Origin of the sequence: Neglectibacter sp. X4, assembly GCF_009917365.1 — a bacterium.
Lineage (GTDB): Bacteria > Bacillota > Clostridia > Oscillospirales > Acutalibacteraceae > Acutalibacter.
In genome coordinates, this window is the sequence record NZ_QWLE01000043.1 from 1 (window position 1) to 14,262 (window position 14,262).

Here is a 14,262-nt window from a genome sequence, read left to right on the forward strand (position 1 = left end):
CCTCTCACACTGCCTGTAAATAAAAAATTGTTTTAGATGCCTTTCTCAAAGTGTCTAAAACAATTATGACATCCGCCCAAAAAAATTCTTGCTTTTTTTCTGAAAACGTGGTATACTAACGGACGATTCAGTATGCTTTCACGGCGGCGTGCCGAAACCGCTTTCCGGAAGGCCTGCGGACACAAACAACGAACAGGGATAAAGAGGTGAAACGAGAATGAAGCAGAATATACATCCCGACTATCAGGAGACTACTATCACCTGCGCCTGCGGCAACGTGATTAAGACCCGGTCTACCAAGAAGGATATCAAGGTCGAAATATGTTCAAAGTGCCATCCGTTTTTCACGGGCAAGCAGAAGCTGGTTGACACCAGCGGGCGCGTGGATATGTTCAAGAAGCGCTATGGCCTGAAGTAAGCGAGAGTTTTATGAAATCGCTGGAAAATTTTTTGGATGAAAGCGGCAGGCTACTGCGTTTCCCGGCAAAGCAGGCCATGAAGCAGGAGGCTCTCCGGTATTTAGCGGGGAAATTCCAGCGGGGCAGGGCCTATACGGAACGGGAGGTAAACGATCTTCTGAACCAGTGGCACGTTTTTCACGATCCTGCCACACTGCGCCGGGAGCTTTACGACCACCGTTTTCTCAACCGGGACGCTTACGGCACAGCTTACGAGATGGCCCCGGAAGAAACACCATAAGTTTGCGAAACTGAAAGACGGCGTATTTTTGCGCCGTCTTTATCCTTTCGCGGAAGCGGGGAGGGCATGATGGAATATATCACTGTGATGGGCGAGGGCGATGCGGAGTTTGTGGAGAAGAAGTCCCGCTTTATCGGCGCCTGCCGCCCGGTGCGGACGGAGGAGGAGGCCCTGGCCTTTATCAATGAAAAGAAAAAGCGCTTCTGGGACGCCAGCCACAATGTATATGCCTATATCCTCCGGCAGGGAGGCGTGCAGCGGTTTTCCGACGACGGGGAACCCCAGGGCACGGCGGGGATCCCGGTGCTGGAGGCCATGAAGAAGTCCGGGGTGACGGACGCGGTGGTGGTTGCCACCCGGTATTTCGGCGGCATCCTGCTGGGGGGCGGGGGCTTGGTGCGGGCTTATTCCCACACAGCCTCCATCGGGCTGCAGGCGGCAGGGAAGGTGCTGATGCGCCGCTGCCTGCTGCTCTCCGCCTCCTGCGGCTATTCCCTTTACGGCAGGGCTGCCGCTGTTATCCCGGACTGCGGCGGCGTGGTGGACAGCACAGATTTCCTGGAGGATGTTACCCTGCGCTTCCACCTTCCTCCTGAAAGCCTCCCAGCCCTGGAAAAGCGCCTGGCAGATGCCACTGGCGGCAAGGCGGCTATAGCGGAAGAAGGGGAACAGTTTTTTCCCTTCCCCCTTCCCTGACCCCAAAGGCTGCCCCGCTCTATAAAATATACTAAAAGTACATTTTCTCCGGCGCTTCTTTTGAAAAAAACCCAAAAATTCTCGCTTAGAAAAAAGTAATCGGCCTGTTTTTTGCGTATATATTAGGCAAAACCGGACATGCGCTTTAAAGCGCGCGGGAGAAGGGAGTGGACAGGCTGTGACGGTACGAGACGAGATACAGCGGCGGGAAAAGGAAGGGCTGGCCCCCTGGGCGGCCCAGTCCGCAGATACGAAGGGCCGCAGGCGCCCGGAGGAGGAATGCCTCCTGCGCACCCCTTACCAGAGGGACAGGGACAGGGTGATACACTGCAAGTCCTTCCGGCGCTTAAAGCACAAGACCCAGGTGTTCCTCTCCCCAGAGGGGGATCACTACCGCACCCGGCTTACCCACACGCTGGAGGTTTCCCAGATTGCCCGCACCATTGCAAGGGCTTTGCGGCTGAACGAGGATTTGACGGAGGCGGTGGCCCTGGCCCATGATTTGGGGCACACTCCCTTTGGCCACGCCGGGGAGCGGGCCTTGAACGCCTTGATGCCGGGAGGCTTCCGGCACTACGAGCAGAGCGTGCGGGTGATTGAAAGACTGGAAAAGGACGGCAGGGGGCTGAACCTGACCTACGAGGTGGCAAACGGGGTTTTGTGCCACACAGACGGACTGGAGGCGGAAACCGCCGAAGGGCGGATTGTGCGGTGGGCAGACCGCATTGCCTACATAAACCACGATATTGACGACGCCATCCGGGCGGGGGTGCTCCGGGAGGAGGATATCCCGTCGGAAATAACGGACAAGCTGGGGCGCACCAAAACCCAAAGGCTTACCACCCTGATAAGCTCTGTGGTGGCAAACAGCTTTGAAGGCCTTATCGGCATGGATGAGAACGTGCGGGATGCCTACGAGAAGCTGCAAGGCTTTATGCATGAGGCGGTATATCTTAACGAGTATGCCAAAAAAGAAGAGACAAAGGTGCCCCACATTATCAAGAGCCTGTACCTGTATTTCCTTCAGCACCCGGAAAGGCTGCCGGATTATATGCAGGAAATTGCCAAAGAAGAAGGCCCTCAGCGGGCGGCCTGCGACTATGTGGCGGGCATGACGGATCATTTTGCTATCACCAGCTATCAGGATCTGTTTATCCCCAAGGCATGGCATCTGGGCGTCTAAAAGTGTCTGAGCAGCGCGGCTTGCATACCCGGATACCGGGCCGGAGGGGGCGCTGCTTTCACAGCAGGCGGGACAGTTGGCTTTAGGGTCTTGGTCTGGCTGAACTCTGCACGTTTGGGCACCGGGCCGGAGAGGCTGTGACTCTCACAGCGGATGGGGCGGTTGGTTTTTGGGTCAAGCCTTTTTTCAAAAAGGCTTGAAAGGAGGGGTGGGCAAATGGCGTTTTCGCCGGAATTTCTGCGGGAGCTGGAAGCCCGCAGCCCTATTGAGGACATTGCGGCGGGATATGTGCAGCTTAAGCGCCGGGGAAAAAACCTGGTGGGGCTGTGTCCCTTCCACAATGAAAAGACACCCTCCTTTAACCTGTACCCGGACAACAACTCCTACTACTGCTTCGGGTGCTCCAACGGGGGCGGGGTTATCCAGTTTGTCATGAATATCGAGCGGCTGGACTTCCCCGAGGCTGTCCGATGGCTTGCCCAACGGGCAGGCATGGCCCTGCCGGAGGAGGGCGGGGACGACAGCATGACCCGGCTGCGTATGCGCATTCTGGAAATAAACCGGGAAGCCGGGCGGTTTTTCTTTAAAACCCTGGGCACCCCAGAGGGCAGGCCGGGGCTGGACTATTTCCAGCGGCGGGGTCTGGACGGGCAGACCATCCGGCACTTTGGGCTGGGGTATGCCCCGGACTCAGGGTTTGCCCTGGTAAACCACCTGCGCGGCAAGGGGTATGCACCGGAAGAACTGGTGCAGGCGGACGTGGCCCGCATGTCCAGGAACAACAACCCCTACGACCGCTACCGGGGCCGGGTGATGTTCCCTATTTTCGATTTGCGGGGAAACGTGGTGGCCTTTGGAGGGCGGATTCTCACAGACGAGAAGCCCAAGTATATCAACACCACGGACACCCCGGTTTATCACAAAAGCAGCGGGCTTTTTGCCATGAACTTTGCGAAAAACCAGGGCAGCCGCACCTTGATACTGGCGGAAGGATATATGGACGTGATAGCCCTGCACAGGGCAGGGTTTACAAACGCCATTGCGTCTTTGGGCACCTCCCTTACCGAGGAGCAGGCCCGGGTGATAAAGCGCTATGCCGACGAGGCAATACTCTGCTATGATTCCGATGAGGCCGGGCGCAGGGCTACCCAGCGGGCCATTCCCATCCTGCGGGGGACAGGGCTGCGGGTGCGGGTGGTGACAGTGCCGGGGGGCAAAGATCCGGACGAATTTATGAAGCTTCATGGGGAAAACGGGCCTTTGCGCTTTAAGCAGCTTTTAAAGAGCGGGGGCACTGATGTGGAATACCGCATGGACGCAATCCGGGAAAAGTATGATCTGGAGACGAACGAGGGCAAGGTGGCTTACCTGCGGGAGGCGGTGGAGCAGGTGATTTCCCGCATCGGGGAGCCGACAGAGCGGGAGGTCTATGCCCAGAAGCTTTCCCGGGAAACCGGGGTGGATACAGCCGGGATTCTGGCCACAGCCGGAAGGCAGGCAGCCCGGGAATCGAAAAAGAAAGAAAAGAAGCTTATACGGGAGCAGCAGGAAATCAAGGCTGTGAAAGCAGGGGCCAACCCGGAGAAGGAGAAGCACCTGCGGGCAGCCCTGGCGGAAGAGCGGGTGCTGGCGTTCCTCTACCGGAACCAGGACAGGGCAAAGGCCCTGGAAGCGCTGCTGCCGCCGGAAAAATTCGTGACAGCATATAACAGGAGAGTATATAAGCTTTTGCTGGGTAAAATACGGTATGCAGAAGTATCATTGGCAGATTTTTCCCAGGAGCTTACCGGGGAGGAAGCAGCGGAGTTTACCCGCATCCTGGCGGAGACGGCGGAGGTGCCTTCCCAGTGGAAGGACATGGAGGCATACGCCAGGATTATCAAAACAGACGGGGGCTTTTCAGACCCCGCGTGGGTGCGGGAAGCCTCTAAAGAGGACATACAGCGGAGGATACAGGCGCTGCGGGACAGGAAGGCATAGCAGCAAGGGCACAGGACAGGCATAAAGAAAGGGATGGGTATACGCATGGGCGCACAGCCGGACAAGAAAACGATTATTAAAGACCTGGTGGAGCTGGGAAAAGGCAAGGGCCAACTGAGCACAAAGGAAATCCTGGACGCGCTGGGGGAGCTGGACTTTGACCCGGAGCACATAGAAAAATTCTATGATACGCTGGAGAGCCACGGCGTGGAAATCGTGGAGGACTTTGACGATATCCAACTGGACGACGCAGAGCTTGCCAAGGTGAGCGGCGGGGATCCCATGGAGCCGGGCATTGGCGCGGACGGGGTTTCCATTGACGACCCGGTGAAAGTGTATTTAAAGGAAATTGGCCGGGTGCCCCTTCTGACCCCGGAAGAGGAAAAGGATTTGGCGGTGCGGATTTCCGCCGGGGACGAGAGCGCCAAGAAGCGGCTTTCAGAGGCCAACCTCCGCCTGGTGGTGAGCATTGCCAAGCGGTATCTGGGAAGGGGGATGCAGTTCCTGGATTTAATCCAGGAAGGCAACCTGGGGCTTATCAAGGCTGTAGAAAAATTCGACTACACCAAGGGCTTTAAATTTTCCACCTATGCCACCTGGTGGATCCGCCAAGCCATCACCAGGGCCATTGCCGACCAGGCCCGCACCATCCGCATCCCGGTGCATATGGTGGAAACCATCAACAAGGTGAAGAAGGTTTCCAGCCAGCTTCTGCACCAGAACGGCCGGGAACCCAGCGCCGAGGAGGTTGCCGAGGAGCTGGAGATGCCGGTGGACAAGGTGCGGGAGATTATGCGGGTGGCCCAGGAGCCTGTATCCTTGGAAACGCCTATAGGCGAAGAGGAGGACAGCCACCTGGGGGACTTTATCCCTGACGACGAGGCCCCCGCCCCGGCAGACGCGGCCTCCCACACCCTTTTGAAGGAAACCCTGGGCAATGTGCTGGACAGCCTCACCACCCGGGAAGCCAAGGTGCTGTGCCTGCGGTTTGGCCTGGAGGACGGGAGAAGCCGGACGCTGGAGGAAGTTGGCAAGGAATTTAACGTGACAAGAGAGCGGATCCGGCAGATTGAGGCCAAGGCCCTGCGGAAGCTCCGGCACCCCAGCCGGAGCAAAAAGCTGAAGGATTTCCTGGACTGAGCGGCACAATGCCCCGCCTGATTCACAAAGGCCGGCTGGAAACAGACACTCTGAGGAAAGATGATGGAGTAGCGTATGTTCATGACACTGGAAGCGGACTACGCCGTACGAATCGTAGAATATCTGACAAAGCACCCCTGCCGGTGCGACGCCAGAACCATTTCCGAGCAGATGCAGATCCCCCAGCGGTTTTCCCTAAAAATCCTGCGGGAGCTGGTGGCAAAAGGCATGGTGTGCTCCTATAAAGGGGCAAAGGGCGGGTACACCCTGGCAAAGGGTCCGGAGGAGATAACCCTGCGGCAGGTGATCGAATCGGTGGAAGGGGAATATATGCTCAGCCGGTGCCAGAAGGAGGAGTATAGCTGCGGGCGCGCCCACTGCAGGCTGCATAAAATCTATGAGAAGATTTCCGAAGATGTGCGGCGGGAACTTGACAGCTACACCTTTGACGTGATTTGCGCGGAGGAAAAGGAGGGCTGCTGCGATGGTGCCGCTGGTTTTGATAAAGCGGAACAGGATACTGGCTAAGCTGAAAAAGGCCGGGTCCGTAAGCCCCCAGGCGGCAGTGACCCTGGAGCAGGCCGGCGTGGCAAAGGGCGACCGGAATTATCCGGGCCTTGTGGCGATGATGCTGCGGGAGGGAGACATCCTGGCGGCGGAGGAAGCAGGGAACCGGTTTTACCTGGGGAAAAAATGGAACTAAAAAAGCTGAGGTTAGATAACGTAACTTCTGAAAGTATAGGAAAATCAAGGTTTTCGAGCGGCGGACAAGCATGATATGTACTAAAAAATCGAATATCGGCGCATGAGCGACGTTCATATCCCCTGCCGGGGAGATGGGACGCCGCTTTTTTATGTCCAGACACCGAAAGGAGCGGAGAACCATGCCAGTATTCCGCGTGGAGAGGAACAAAGGGTACACGGTGATGTCGAACCATCACCTGCGGAACAAAGATCTGACCCTGAAAGCCAAGGGCCTGTTGTCGCAAATGTTGTCACTCCCGGAAGATTGGGACTATACGTTAAAGGGCCTGGCCCTTATCAACCGGGAAAAGATCGACGCCATCCGGCAGGCTATCCGGGAGTTGGAGCAGGCGGGGTACATCGTCCGTTCGCGGGAGCGTGACGAACGGGGACGGCTGCGGGGCGCGGACTATGTGATCTATGAACAGCCGCAGACGCCGCCTGCATTGGATTTACCTACGTTGGAAAATCCAACATTGGATAATCCTACGCAGGAAAAACCTATGTTGGAAAATCCAACGCAATTAAATAAAGATATACAAAGTAAAGACCCAAGAATTACAGACCTATCAATTACCCATTCCTTTCCCTCCCTTTCGCCCCCTCCCGCTGGGGCTGTTGCGGCTTCGCCGCCGGAAAGGAACGGAACGGAAGCGGCCACACAGAGCGCCGTTGAGATTTATCGGGAGATCATCAAGGAGAATATCGAATACGACCACCTCCTGCACCACTCCAAGATCGACCCGGAGGAATTGGACGGCATCGTGGAATTGCTGGTGGAAACCGTCTGCACAGCCCGCAAGACAATCCGTGTCGCCGGGGACGACTACCCCGCCGAGCTGGTAAAGGCCAAGCTAATGAAACTGAACAGCGGCCACATTGAGTTCGTCATGGACTGTATGCGGGAGAACACCACGAAAATCCGCAACATCAAGAAATACCTGCTGGGGCTGCTGTTCTTTTTTCACTCTTATACTTCCTTTAACTTTGCCTTTGGACACTCCCTTTCTTTCCCCGCGCCTTGACAGTGCATGGAAATTGTGGTACTATTCAATTGAAAGAAAGCTCTTTACTTTCATATGAAAAGAAAGAAGGCGGCATATGGACTATTTTGGCAGGCTCAGCCCCCGGATGGCGGATTTCCGGGAGGCGCTTTTGGGAACACAGCCCCAAATCTGCGTAGAGCGGGCTGTACTCACCACCCAGTCTTACCGGGAGCATAGCGACAAGCCCCTTGCCATCAAGCGGGCTTTGATGCTGGAAAACGTTTTGTCCCACATGAGCATTTTCATTGAGCCTCAAACCCTGCTGGCGGGGAACCAGGCAAGCACCAACCGCAGCGCCCCCATTTTCCCGGAATATGCCATGCAGTGGGTGATAGACGAGCTGGACTCCTTTGACAAACGGGATGGGGACGTGTTCCGCATCACAGAGGAGAATAAAGAAAAGCTGCGGGAAATCGCCCCCTTCTGGGAGCACAACACCCTGCTGGACAGAGGGCTGGCAGCGTTCCCGCCTCACTCGAAGCTGTATTACGACCTGGGCATTATCAAGTCCGAGGGCAACATCACCAGCGGCGACGCCCACTGCGCGGTAAACTATGGGGGCTTGCTGGGCCTGGGGCTGAAGGACTATGCCCGCCGGGCAAAGGAGAAGCTGGACGCACTGGATTTGACAGATTACAAAAACATACAGAAAAGCTATTTCTACCGGGCCATCCTCATTGTGGCAGAGGCTGTGAAAGCTTTCGCCAAACGGTATGCAGACTTAGCGGCGGAAATTGCCGCCAAAACCCAGGATGAAGCCCGCAAAAAGGAGCTTCTGGAAATGAGCCGCATCCTCTATAAGGTGCCCTGGGAGCCGGCGGAAACCTTCCGGGAGGCTGTGCAGAGCCTGTGGCTTGTCCACCTGGTTTTGCAGATAGAGTCAAACGGGCACAGCCTGTCTTACGGCAGGATGGATCAGTATCTGAACCCCTACTATGAGCGGGATTTGGCGGAAGGGAAAATCACAAAGGAGCAGGCGGAAGAGCTGCTGTGCTGCCTGTGGCTGAAAACCTACACCATTAATAAGATCCGTTCCTGGAGCCACACCCAGTTTTCCGCCGGATCGCCCTTGTACCAGAACGTAACGGTGGGGGGCCAGACAGCAGACGGCAAAGACGCCACGAACCTCCTTTCCTGGCTTATCATCCGCACAGTGGCCCGGTGCCACCTTACCCAGCCGAACCTGACCGTCCGCTACCATAAAAACCTCCCCGATGATTTCCTCCGGGAGTGCATCCAGGTGGTGCGCTGCGGATTCGGCATGCCCGCCTTTAACAATGACGAAATTATTATCCCCAGCTTTATTGAGAAAGGGGTAAAGCCGGAGGATGCTTACAACTACAGCGCCATTGGATGCGTGGAAACCGCTGTCCCTGGCAAGTGGGGCTACCGCTGCACAGGCATGAGCTTTTTAAATTTCCCCAAAGCCCTGCTCATTGCCATGAACAATGGGGTTGACCCGGCCTCTGGCACAAAACTGTGCCAGGGCATAGGCCACTTTAAGGATTTCACTTCGTTTGACCAGGTGCTCCAGTGCTGGGATAAGGTGATACGGGAGATGTGCCGCCAGTGTACCATTATAGACGCTACCTGCGATATGGTTTTGGAGCAGGACACTGCCGACATCCTCTGTTCTGCCCTCACCGACGATTGTATTGAGCGGGGCCTGAACATGAAGGAGGGCGGCGCGGTATACGACTTTATCAGCGACCTGCAGGTGGGCATTGCCAACCTGGCGGACAGCTTAGCCGCCATGAAGAAGGTGGTTTTTGAGGACAAGGCTGTATCTCCTGCAGAGCTTTGGCAGGCCCTTCAGGCTGACTTTGAAGGCCCCCGCTATGAGGAAATCCGGGAGCTTTTGCAGGCTGCCCCCAAGTATGGCAACGATGACGACTATGTAGATATGCTGGTGGTAGCCGCCTATAACGTGTATATTGACGAAATGAAAAAGTATCACAACACCCGTTACGGCCGCGGCCCCATTGGCGGCGTATACTATGCGGGCACCAGCTCTATCTCCGCCAACGTCCCACAGGGCGCAGGCACCCTTGCCACCCCGGACGGGCGCAAAAAAGGCGAGCCTTTAGCCGAAGGCTGCTCCCCCAGCCACGCCGCCGACAAAAACGGCCCCACCGCTGTGTTTAAAAGCGTGTCAAAGCTGCCCACAAAGGAAATTACCGGAGGCGTGCTGTTAAATCAGAAGGTTACCCCCCAACTGCTGGAAAAGGAAGAAAGCTGCCAGAAGCTGATGCTCCTGCTGCGCACCTTCTTTAACCGCCTCCAGGGCTACCATGTCCAGTTCAACGTGGTAAGCCGGGAAACCCTCCTGGACGCCCAGGCCCATCCGGAAAACCACCGGGATCTCATTGTCCGGGTGGCAGGCTACAGCGCTTTCTTTAACGTCCTCTCCCGGAAAACCCAGGACGACATCATCGCCCGCACAGAGCAGGTGTTCTAGGCGCCTGCTGGGGGTTCTGGGTCTCGCCTGCCGGCTCAATCAGCGCCTGACGGTTCCCAATGGGAACCAGCGCCCCCAGACCCCTGCAAACCCTTTTGATGAGAAGGGGAACCAATTTTTTACAGGAAGGTATGGAAATAGATGAAGCTGTTGATAGATACCGCGGACATACAGGCCATAGAGCGCCTGTGGAAGGTTTACCCCCTAACAGGCGTCACCACCAATCCCACCATTTTGAAAAAATCCGGGCAGCCGCCTTTTAAGGTGCTGCATGACATCCGCGCCCTCATTGGGCAGGAGGCCCAGCTTCACGCCCAGGCTGTGTCCTCCTGCCCGGAAGAGGTGCTGGAGGAAGCCCGGCGCATTGTAAAAGAACTGGGCGCTAATACCTTTGTGAAGGTGCCCGCTGTACCCTGGGGCTTTCAGGCCATGAAGCTTTTGGCGGCAGAGGGTATCCCCGTTACCGCCACAGCCATATACACCCCCATGCAGGCATATCTGGCGGGCATGTGCGGGGCAAAATATGCCGCGCCCTATGTAAACCGTATCGACAACATGGGCTGTGACGGTATTAGGGCCGCACAGGAAATCCATGACATCTTCGAGAAAAACAGCATCCCCTGCCAAGTGCTTGCCGCCAGCTTTAAAAACTCCCAGCAGGTGCTGGAGCTGTGCAAGCATGGGGTAGGCGCTGCCACCCTTCCCCCAGAGGTGCTGGAAGCCCTTGTGAAAAACCCTGCCATAGACAGCGCTGTGCTGGCCTTTGTGCAGGACTTTGAAGCCCTTGCAGGCCCTGGACGCACCATGCGGGACTGTTTATAGGTAACGCAGTTCAAAGGAGGCAGAATGCCTCTTTTGAACTAAGTGGCTCAGCCGTCTGGCTTGAAAACCGGGATGTGCCGATTTTTTCAAGTGCGTTTACTATAAGCCGGCTTTGCCGGAAAACACAGACGCAAAAAAGCCGCGCCCCTTCTACAAGAGGCGCGGCTTTTTGGGACTTATTTATATTTCCGCCGCCACTGGTTCACCACCGCCAGCAGGGCAAATCCCAGCACCAGAGCGCCCAGGACAAAGCAGACGGCCAGGAACAGGGGCGTCCAATGGAGGGTGCCCTGCAAAAGGCCATGGAAGGCTTTAAAGGGCCAGCTTAATACTGTGAACACAGCGGAAAGCAAACTCCCGCCCAGGTTCAGCAGCGCGCACAGGAGATCCCACATAAAATGGGCGCAGGCACTAATCAGTTCAAAAATCGCGCTTATCATTATAACAGCTCCTTACGGGTAAAATTGGGTTATATGCACTTCGCAAAAGTTTTTGGGGAATCATACGCTTTATTTAAGCCCCTTATGGCGGAGGAATCAGCCCTGCTCTACAATTTTATAATAGGTGCGGGCAGTGCATGCATAGATGATGAAATAGAACAGGGCAAAGACTGCCACGCAGCCGATGGTGGAAAACAGGACGAGCTGGTAGTTTACCATATTCATCAGGGTCATGATCCGCTGGAGCATGGGGAAAGCAAAGACGAGGTGGAGTATGGCGGCAAGCAGGGGCAGGAAGAACACCAGGATAATCTGGCTGTGGATGCTGCGCTTCACCTCCTGGCGGCTCATGCCTACCTTCTGCATGATGGAGAAGCGGCGGGCATCCTCATAGCCCTCGGAAATCTGCTTATAGTAGATAATCAGCGCCGTCCCCATAAGGAACAGAAGGCCTAAGAACATGCCCAGGAAGAACAGGCCGCCATACAGGGAGAGGAAATCCTCCCGGGCGTTAAAGGCATCGTCTGTGCGCAGGTATTCAAACTTTACCCCCGCCATGGGGAAATCCTCCTCGATGTGTCTGTCCATGGCATCGGAAAAGGCCTGCAAGGACTCGTCATCCCCGCTCAGGTCAAAATAATAGTACCACTGGGGCACATCCGCTCTATAGACACCGATCTGCTCCTGGCTTAACAGGGACAAGAGGGTTTCTTCGTCTGGGAACACGATGGTGTACACCTCGTACACCACGGCGTTCATCTCCCCTTCCGCAGCATAGTCCGTTTCCTTGACGGAAAACTCCTTACCATCAAAAGAGATGGCGGGGCTGTCGAAGCTGTTCCGGGGGTCGGACAGCAGCACCTGTCCTGGCTCCAGGGATTCCTGCCGCCCGGAAAAGCGGTTGAACTCCTCCAGGGTGCAGGCCTGGAAAATGGCATAGGTGGTGCTGTAGCTGTCGTCTCCGATGTGGAAGTCTGTGCCTGTGCGGGCTGTGCTCCACATACGCACCTTGTATTCATAGGCATTTTCCTGGGACACTCCCAGCTTTGCGGCCTCCTCTCCCGCCAGCGTGTGCATCGTCTCGATGGCGGCGTCGTTTGGGTTTTGCATGATAAGGGAATACTCCCGGGGATAGCGGCTGTGTATTAAATCCTCAATGCCTGTGTAGAGGGAGAAGGTGGTGGACACTGTCACCAACAAACAGGTGGACAAAATGCAGATGGAGGCAAGGCCCGCAGCGTTCTGCTTCATGCGGTAGAGCATACCGGAAACAGCGGTGAAATGCCGGGTTTTGTAATAGAAGCGCTTGTTTTTCTTCAAAAGCTTTAAAAGGGCGGTGATGCCTGTCACAAACAGCAGGTAGGTGCCCAGAATCACCAGGACAACGGCGATGAAGAAGAACATCATGGCTTCAATGGGAGACTGGATGGTAACTGCCAGATAATACCCGGCCCCCAGCAGCAGGACGCCCAGCACTGCCAGCAGCCAGTGGGCTTTCGGCTCTTTTTCCCCCACCTCGCCGCCATGGAGCAGCTCAATAGGCTTGCTGAGCCGCACCTGCAAGACATTATACAAAAGAAGCAGGAAGAAAATCGCCAGGAACAAAATGACCGTAGCTGCCAGAGCTTTAGGGGGCACCAGAAAGGCGATGGGCACCGTAAGCCCCAGCACCTTCTGCAAGGCCAGGAACAGCACCTTGGAAAAGAGGATGCCCATTCCCAGGCCCAGCACAAGGGTGGCAAGGGCTGTCAGCAGGGTTTCCGCCAGGATGACCCGGGCAATGTGGCGCTTCTCCATGCCTAAGATGTTATAAATCCCCAGCTCCTTTTTCCGGCGCTTCATGATAAAGCTGTTGGTGTAGAACAGGAAGATCACAGCGAATATGCCGATAACGTACACGCCCAACTCCATCATGGCTGCTACAGAGTTGCCGCCATACATGGCACTTTTGTCAATGCCCCCGCCTAAAGCGCAGAGCATGTAAAACATCATGCAGATACCGGTGGAGGAGAGCAGATAGGGCAGGGTAAGGCGGTAATTCTTCCGCAGGTTGCCCCAGGAAAGCTTCCAATACAGGCCTTTAGCCATGGTATGCGCCCCCTTCCTCCCTGCTGGTGGCAAGGACTGTGAGGGTATCGGAAATTTTCTGGTACATCTGATCCCCGTCCATGTCCCCTCTGTAAATCTGGTGGAACACCTGGCCGTCTTTAATAAACAGCACCCGCCCGGCCCGGCTGGCGGCCTGGATGGAGTGGGTAACCATGAGGATGGTCTGGCCCCGGCTGTTTATGTCCTCGAAAATCTGCAATATCTGCCCGGCAGAGCGGGAGTCCAGCGCCCCGGTGGGTTCATCCGCCAGAATGAGCTGGGGATTTGTGATGATGGCCCGGGCAATGGCGGTGCGCTGCTTCTGCCCGCCGGAAACCTCATAGGGGAATTTCTGCAGGATGTCTACAATCCCCAGCCCCCGGGCAATGGGTTCCAGACGCTTTTGCATCTCGTCAAATTTCTTCCCAGCCAGCACCAGGGGCAAAAAGATGTTGTCCTGGATAGAAAAGGTATCCAGAAGGTTGAAATCCTGGAACACAAAGCCCAAATTATCCCGGCGGAAGGCGGAAATCTCCTTTTCCCCCAAAGTGCAGATATTCCGCATGTTTAAAAAGATTTCCCCGCCCGTGGGCTTATCCAGCCCTGCCAGGATGTTTAAGAGGGTGGTTTTGCCAGAGCCGGATTCACCCATAATAGCGGTGAACTCCCCCTGCTCCACGGTAAAATCCACATCCGCCAAGGCCTGCACCTTGGCCCCGCCCAGGCGGGTGGCGTATATTTTCTTCACATGCTGCACGCTTAACAATGCCATTTCCAATTACTCCTTTTCTATAAGGCCGCCTTTCGCCGCCCTCCTTTTTTCTGCTTCCAGTATACCCGCTAGTTTTTACGAAAACCTTACGGCGGCATTACAAATCGGAAAGACTGTCTTACACTTTTGTAAGGCAGCCTCCGGCGGGAAAGGAAACTTTTTTAAGGAAAAGAAGTTCAAAAGATTGCCTTCGG

General features: G+C 55.8%; 13 protein-coding genes and 1 pseudogene. 11 read left to right on the forward strand and 3 right to left on the reverse strand.

Annotation, left to right across the window (positions count from 1 at the left end):
* The first annotated feature begins 217 nt into the window (after nt 1–217).
* From rpmE to D1841_RS12850, 11 genes and pseudogenes are all read left to right on the forward strand, one after another.
* On the forward strand, nt 218–418 hold the full coding sequence (rpmE, locus tag D1841_RS12800; RefSeq protein ID WP_160643558.1) for a 50S ribosomal protein L31: 201 nt from the start codon (nt 218–220) through the stop codon (nt 416–418).
* Nucleotides 419–429: 11 nt separating this feature from the next.
* Nucleotides 430–699 carry a DUF2087 domain-containing protein gene (locus D1841_RS12805; RefSeq protein WP_160643556.1) on the forward strand — a complete coding sequence of 90 codons (270 nt, stop codon included), beginning with the start codon at nt 430–432 and terminating at the stop codon, nt 697–699.
* 66 nt (nt 700–765) lie between these two features.
* The gene (locus D1841_RS12810) at nt 766–1,395 is read left to right on the forward strand and encodes a YigZ family protein (RefSeq protein WP_201751310.1); all 630 of its coding nucleotides are present in this window, start codon (nt 766–768) and stop codon (nt 1,393–1,395) included.
* Between the two features lie 178 nt (nt 1,396–1,573).
* On the forward strand, nt 1,574–2,578 hold the full coding sequence (locus D1841_RS12815; RefSeq protein WP_160643554.1) for a deoxyguanosinetriphosphate triphosphohydrolase: 1,005 nt from the start codon (nt 1,574–1,576) through the stop codon (nt 2,576–2,578).
* A gap of 216 nt (nt 2,579–2,794) precedes the next feature.
* A complete protein-coding gene (gene dnaG / locus D1841_RS12820) occupies nt 2,795–4,558 on the forward strand; it encodes a DNA primase (RefSeq protein ID WP_160643552.1) in 1,764 nt (587 codons plus the stop codon).
* 45 nt (nt 4,559–4,603) lie between these two features.
* Nucleotides 4,604–5,698, forward strand: a complete 1,095-nt coding sequence (rpoD, locus tag D1841_RS12825) for an RNA polymerase sigma factor RpoD (RefSeq protein ID WP_160643550.1) — start codon at nt 4,604–4,606, stop codon at nt 5,696–5,698.
* A 75-nt stretch (nt 5,699–5,773) separates the two neighbouring features.
* Complete coding sequence (locus D1841_RS12830; protein ID WP_160643548.1) at nt 5,774–6,226, forward strand: Rrf2 family transcriptional regulator; 453 nt, start codon at nt 5,774–5,776, stop codon at nt 6,224–6,226.
* Entirely contained in the window at nt 6,183–6,401 is a 219-nt protein-coding gene (locus D1841_RS12835) for a hypothetical protein (RefSeq protein WP_160643547.1), read from the forward strand. The genes D1841_RS12830 and D1841_RS12835 overlap by 44 nt, the downstream gene beginning before the upstream one ends.
* A gap of 181 nt (nt 6,402–6,582) precedes the next feature.
* Nucleotides 6,583–7,401: pseudogene (locus D1841_RS12840) on the forward strand (DUF6017 domain-containing protein); the annotation flags it as partial.
* 142 nt (nt 7,402–7,543) lie between these two features.
* Nucleotides 7,544–9,946 (forward strand): glycyl radical protein, encoded by a 2,403-nt coding sequence (locus tag D1841_RS12845; protein WP_160643545.1) that lies wholly within the window; start codon nt 7,544–7,546, stop codon nt 9,944–9,946.
* A 141-nt stretch (nt 9,947–10,087) separates the two neighbouring features.
* Nucleotides 10,088–10,768, forward strand: a complete 681-nt coding sequence (locus D1841_RS12850) for a transaldolase family protein (RefSeq protein WP_160643543.1) — start codon at nt 10,088–10,090, stop codon at nt 10,766–10,768.
* 176 nt (nt 10,769–10,944) lie between these two features.
* Here the strand turns inward: D1841_RS12850 and D1841_RS12855 are convergent, their stop codons facing one another.
* The 3 genes from D1841_RS12855 to D1841_RS12865 all read right to left on the reverse strand — a co-directional run bounded on the left by D1841_RS12855 (nt 10,945) and on the right by D1841_RS12865 (nt 14,068).
* A complete protein-coding gene (locus tag D1841_RS12855) occupies nt 10,945–11,208 on the reverse strand; it encodes a hypothetical protein (protein WP_160643541.1) in 264 nt (87 codons plus the stop codon).
* Between the two features lie 96 nt (nt 11,209–11,304).
* Nucleotides 11,305–13,296, reverse strand: coding sequence for an ABC transporter permease (locus D1841_RS12860; RefSeq protein ID WP_160643539.1), 1,992 nt, complete (start codon nt 13,294–13,296; stop codon nt 11,305–11,307).
* Nucleotides 13,289–14,068, reverse strand: a complete 780-nt coding sequence (locus D1841_RS12865) for an ABC transporter ATP-binding protein (RefSeq protein ID WP_160643537.1) — start codon at nt 14,066–14,068, stop codon at nt 13,289–13,291. The genes D1841_RS12860 and D1841_RS12865 overlap by 8 nt, the downstream gene beginning before the upstream one ends.
* Nucleotides 14,069–14,262: the final 194 nt, after the last annotated feature.

What these genes read in the sequence shown, in the direction of transcription:
- rpmE (WP_160643558.1), top strand. Translation starts at nt 218, where the DNA reads ATGAAGCAGAATATACATCCCGACTATCAGGAGACTACTATCACCTGC.
- D1841_RS12805 (WP_160643556.1), top strand. Translation starts at nt 430, where the DNA reads ATGAAATCGCTGGAAAATTTTTTGGATGAAAGCGGCAGGCTACTGCGT.
- D1841_RS12810 (WP_201751310.1), top strand. Translation starts at nt 766, where the DNA reads ATGATGGAATATATCACTGTGATGGGCGAGGGCGATGCGGAGTTTGTG.
- dnaG (WP_160643552.1), top strand. Translation starts at nt 2,795, where the DNA reads ATGGCGTTTTCGCCGGAATTTCTGCGGGAGCTGGAAGCCCGCAGCCCT.
- rpoD (WP_160643550.1), top strand. Translation starts at nt 4,604, where the DNA reads ATGGGCGCACAGCCGGACAAGAAAACGATTATTAAAGACCTGGTGGAG.
- D1841_RS12830 (WP_160643548.1), top strand. Translation starts at nt 5,774, where the DNA reads ATGTTCATGACACTGGAAGCGGACTACGCCGTACGAATCGTAGAATAT.
- D1841_RS12835 (WP_160643547.1), top strand. Translation starts at nt 6,183, where the DNA reads ATGGTGCCGCTGGTTTTGATAAAGCGGAACAGGATACTGGCTAAGCTG.
- D1841_RS12845 (WP_160643545.1), top strand. Translation starts at nt 7,544, where the DNA reads ATGGACTATTTTGGCAGGCTCAGCCCCCGGATGGCGGATTTCCGGGAG.
- D1841_RS12850 (WP_160643543.1), top strand. Translation starts at nt 10,088, where the DNA reads ATGAAGCTGTTGATAGATACCGCGGACATACAGGCCATAGAGCGCCTG.
- D1841_RS12855 (WP_160643541.1), bottom strand. Translation starts at nt 11,208, where the DNA reads ATGATAAGCGCGATTTTTGAACTGATTAGTGCCTGCGCCCATTTTATG.
- D1841_RS12860 (WP_160643539.1), bottom strand. Translation starts at nt 13,296, where the DNA reads ATGGCTAAAGGCCTGTATTGGAAGCTTTCCTGGGGCAACCTGCGGAAG.
- D1841_RS12865 (WP_160643537.1), bottom strand. Translation starts at nt 14,068, where the DNA reads ATGGCATTGTTAAGCGTGCAGCATGTGAAGAAAATATACGCCACCCGC.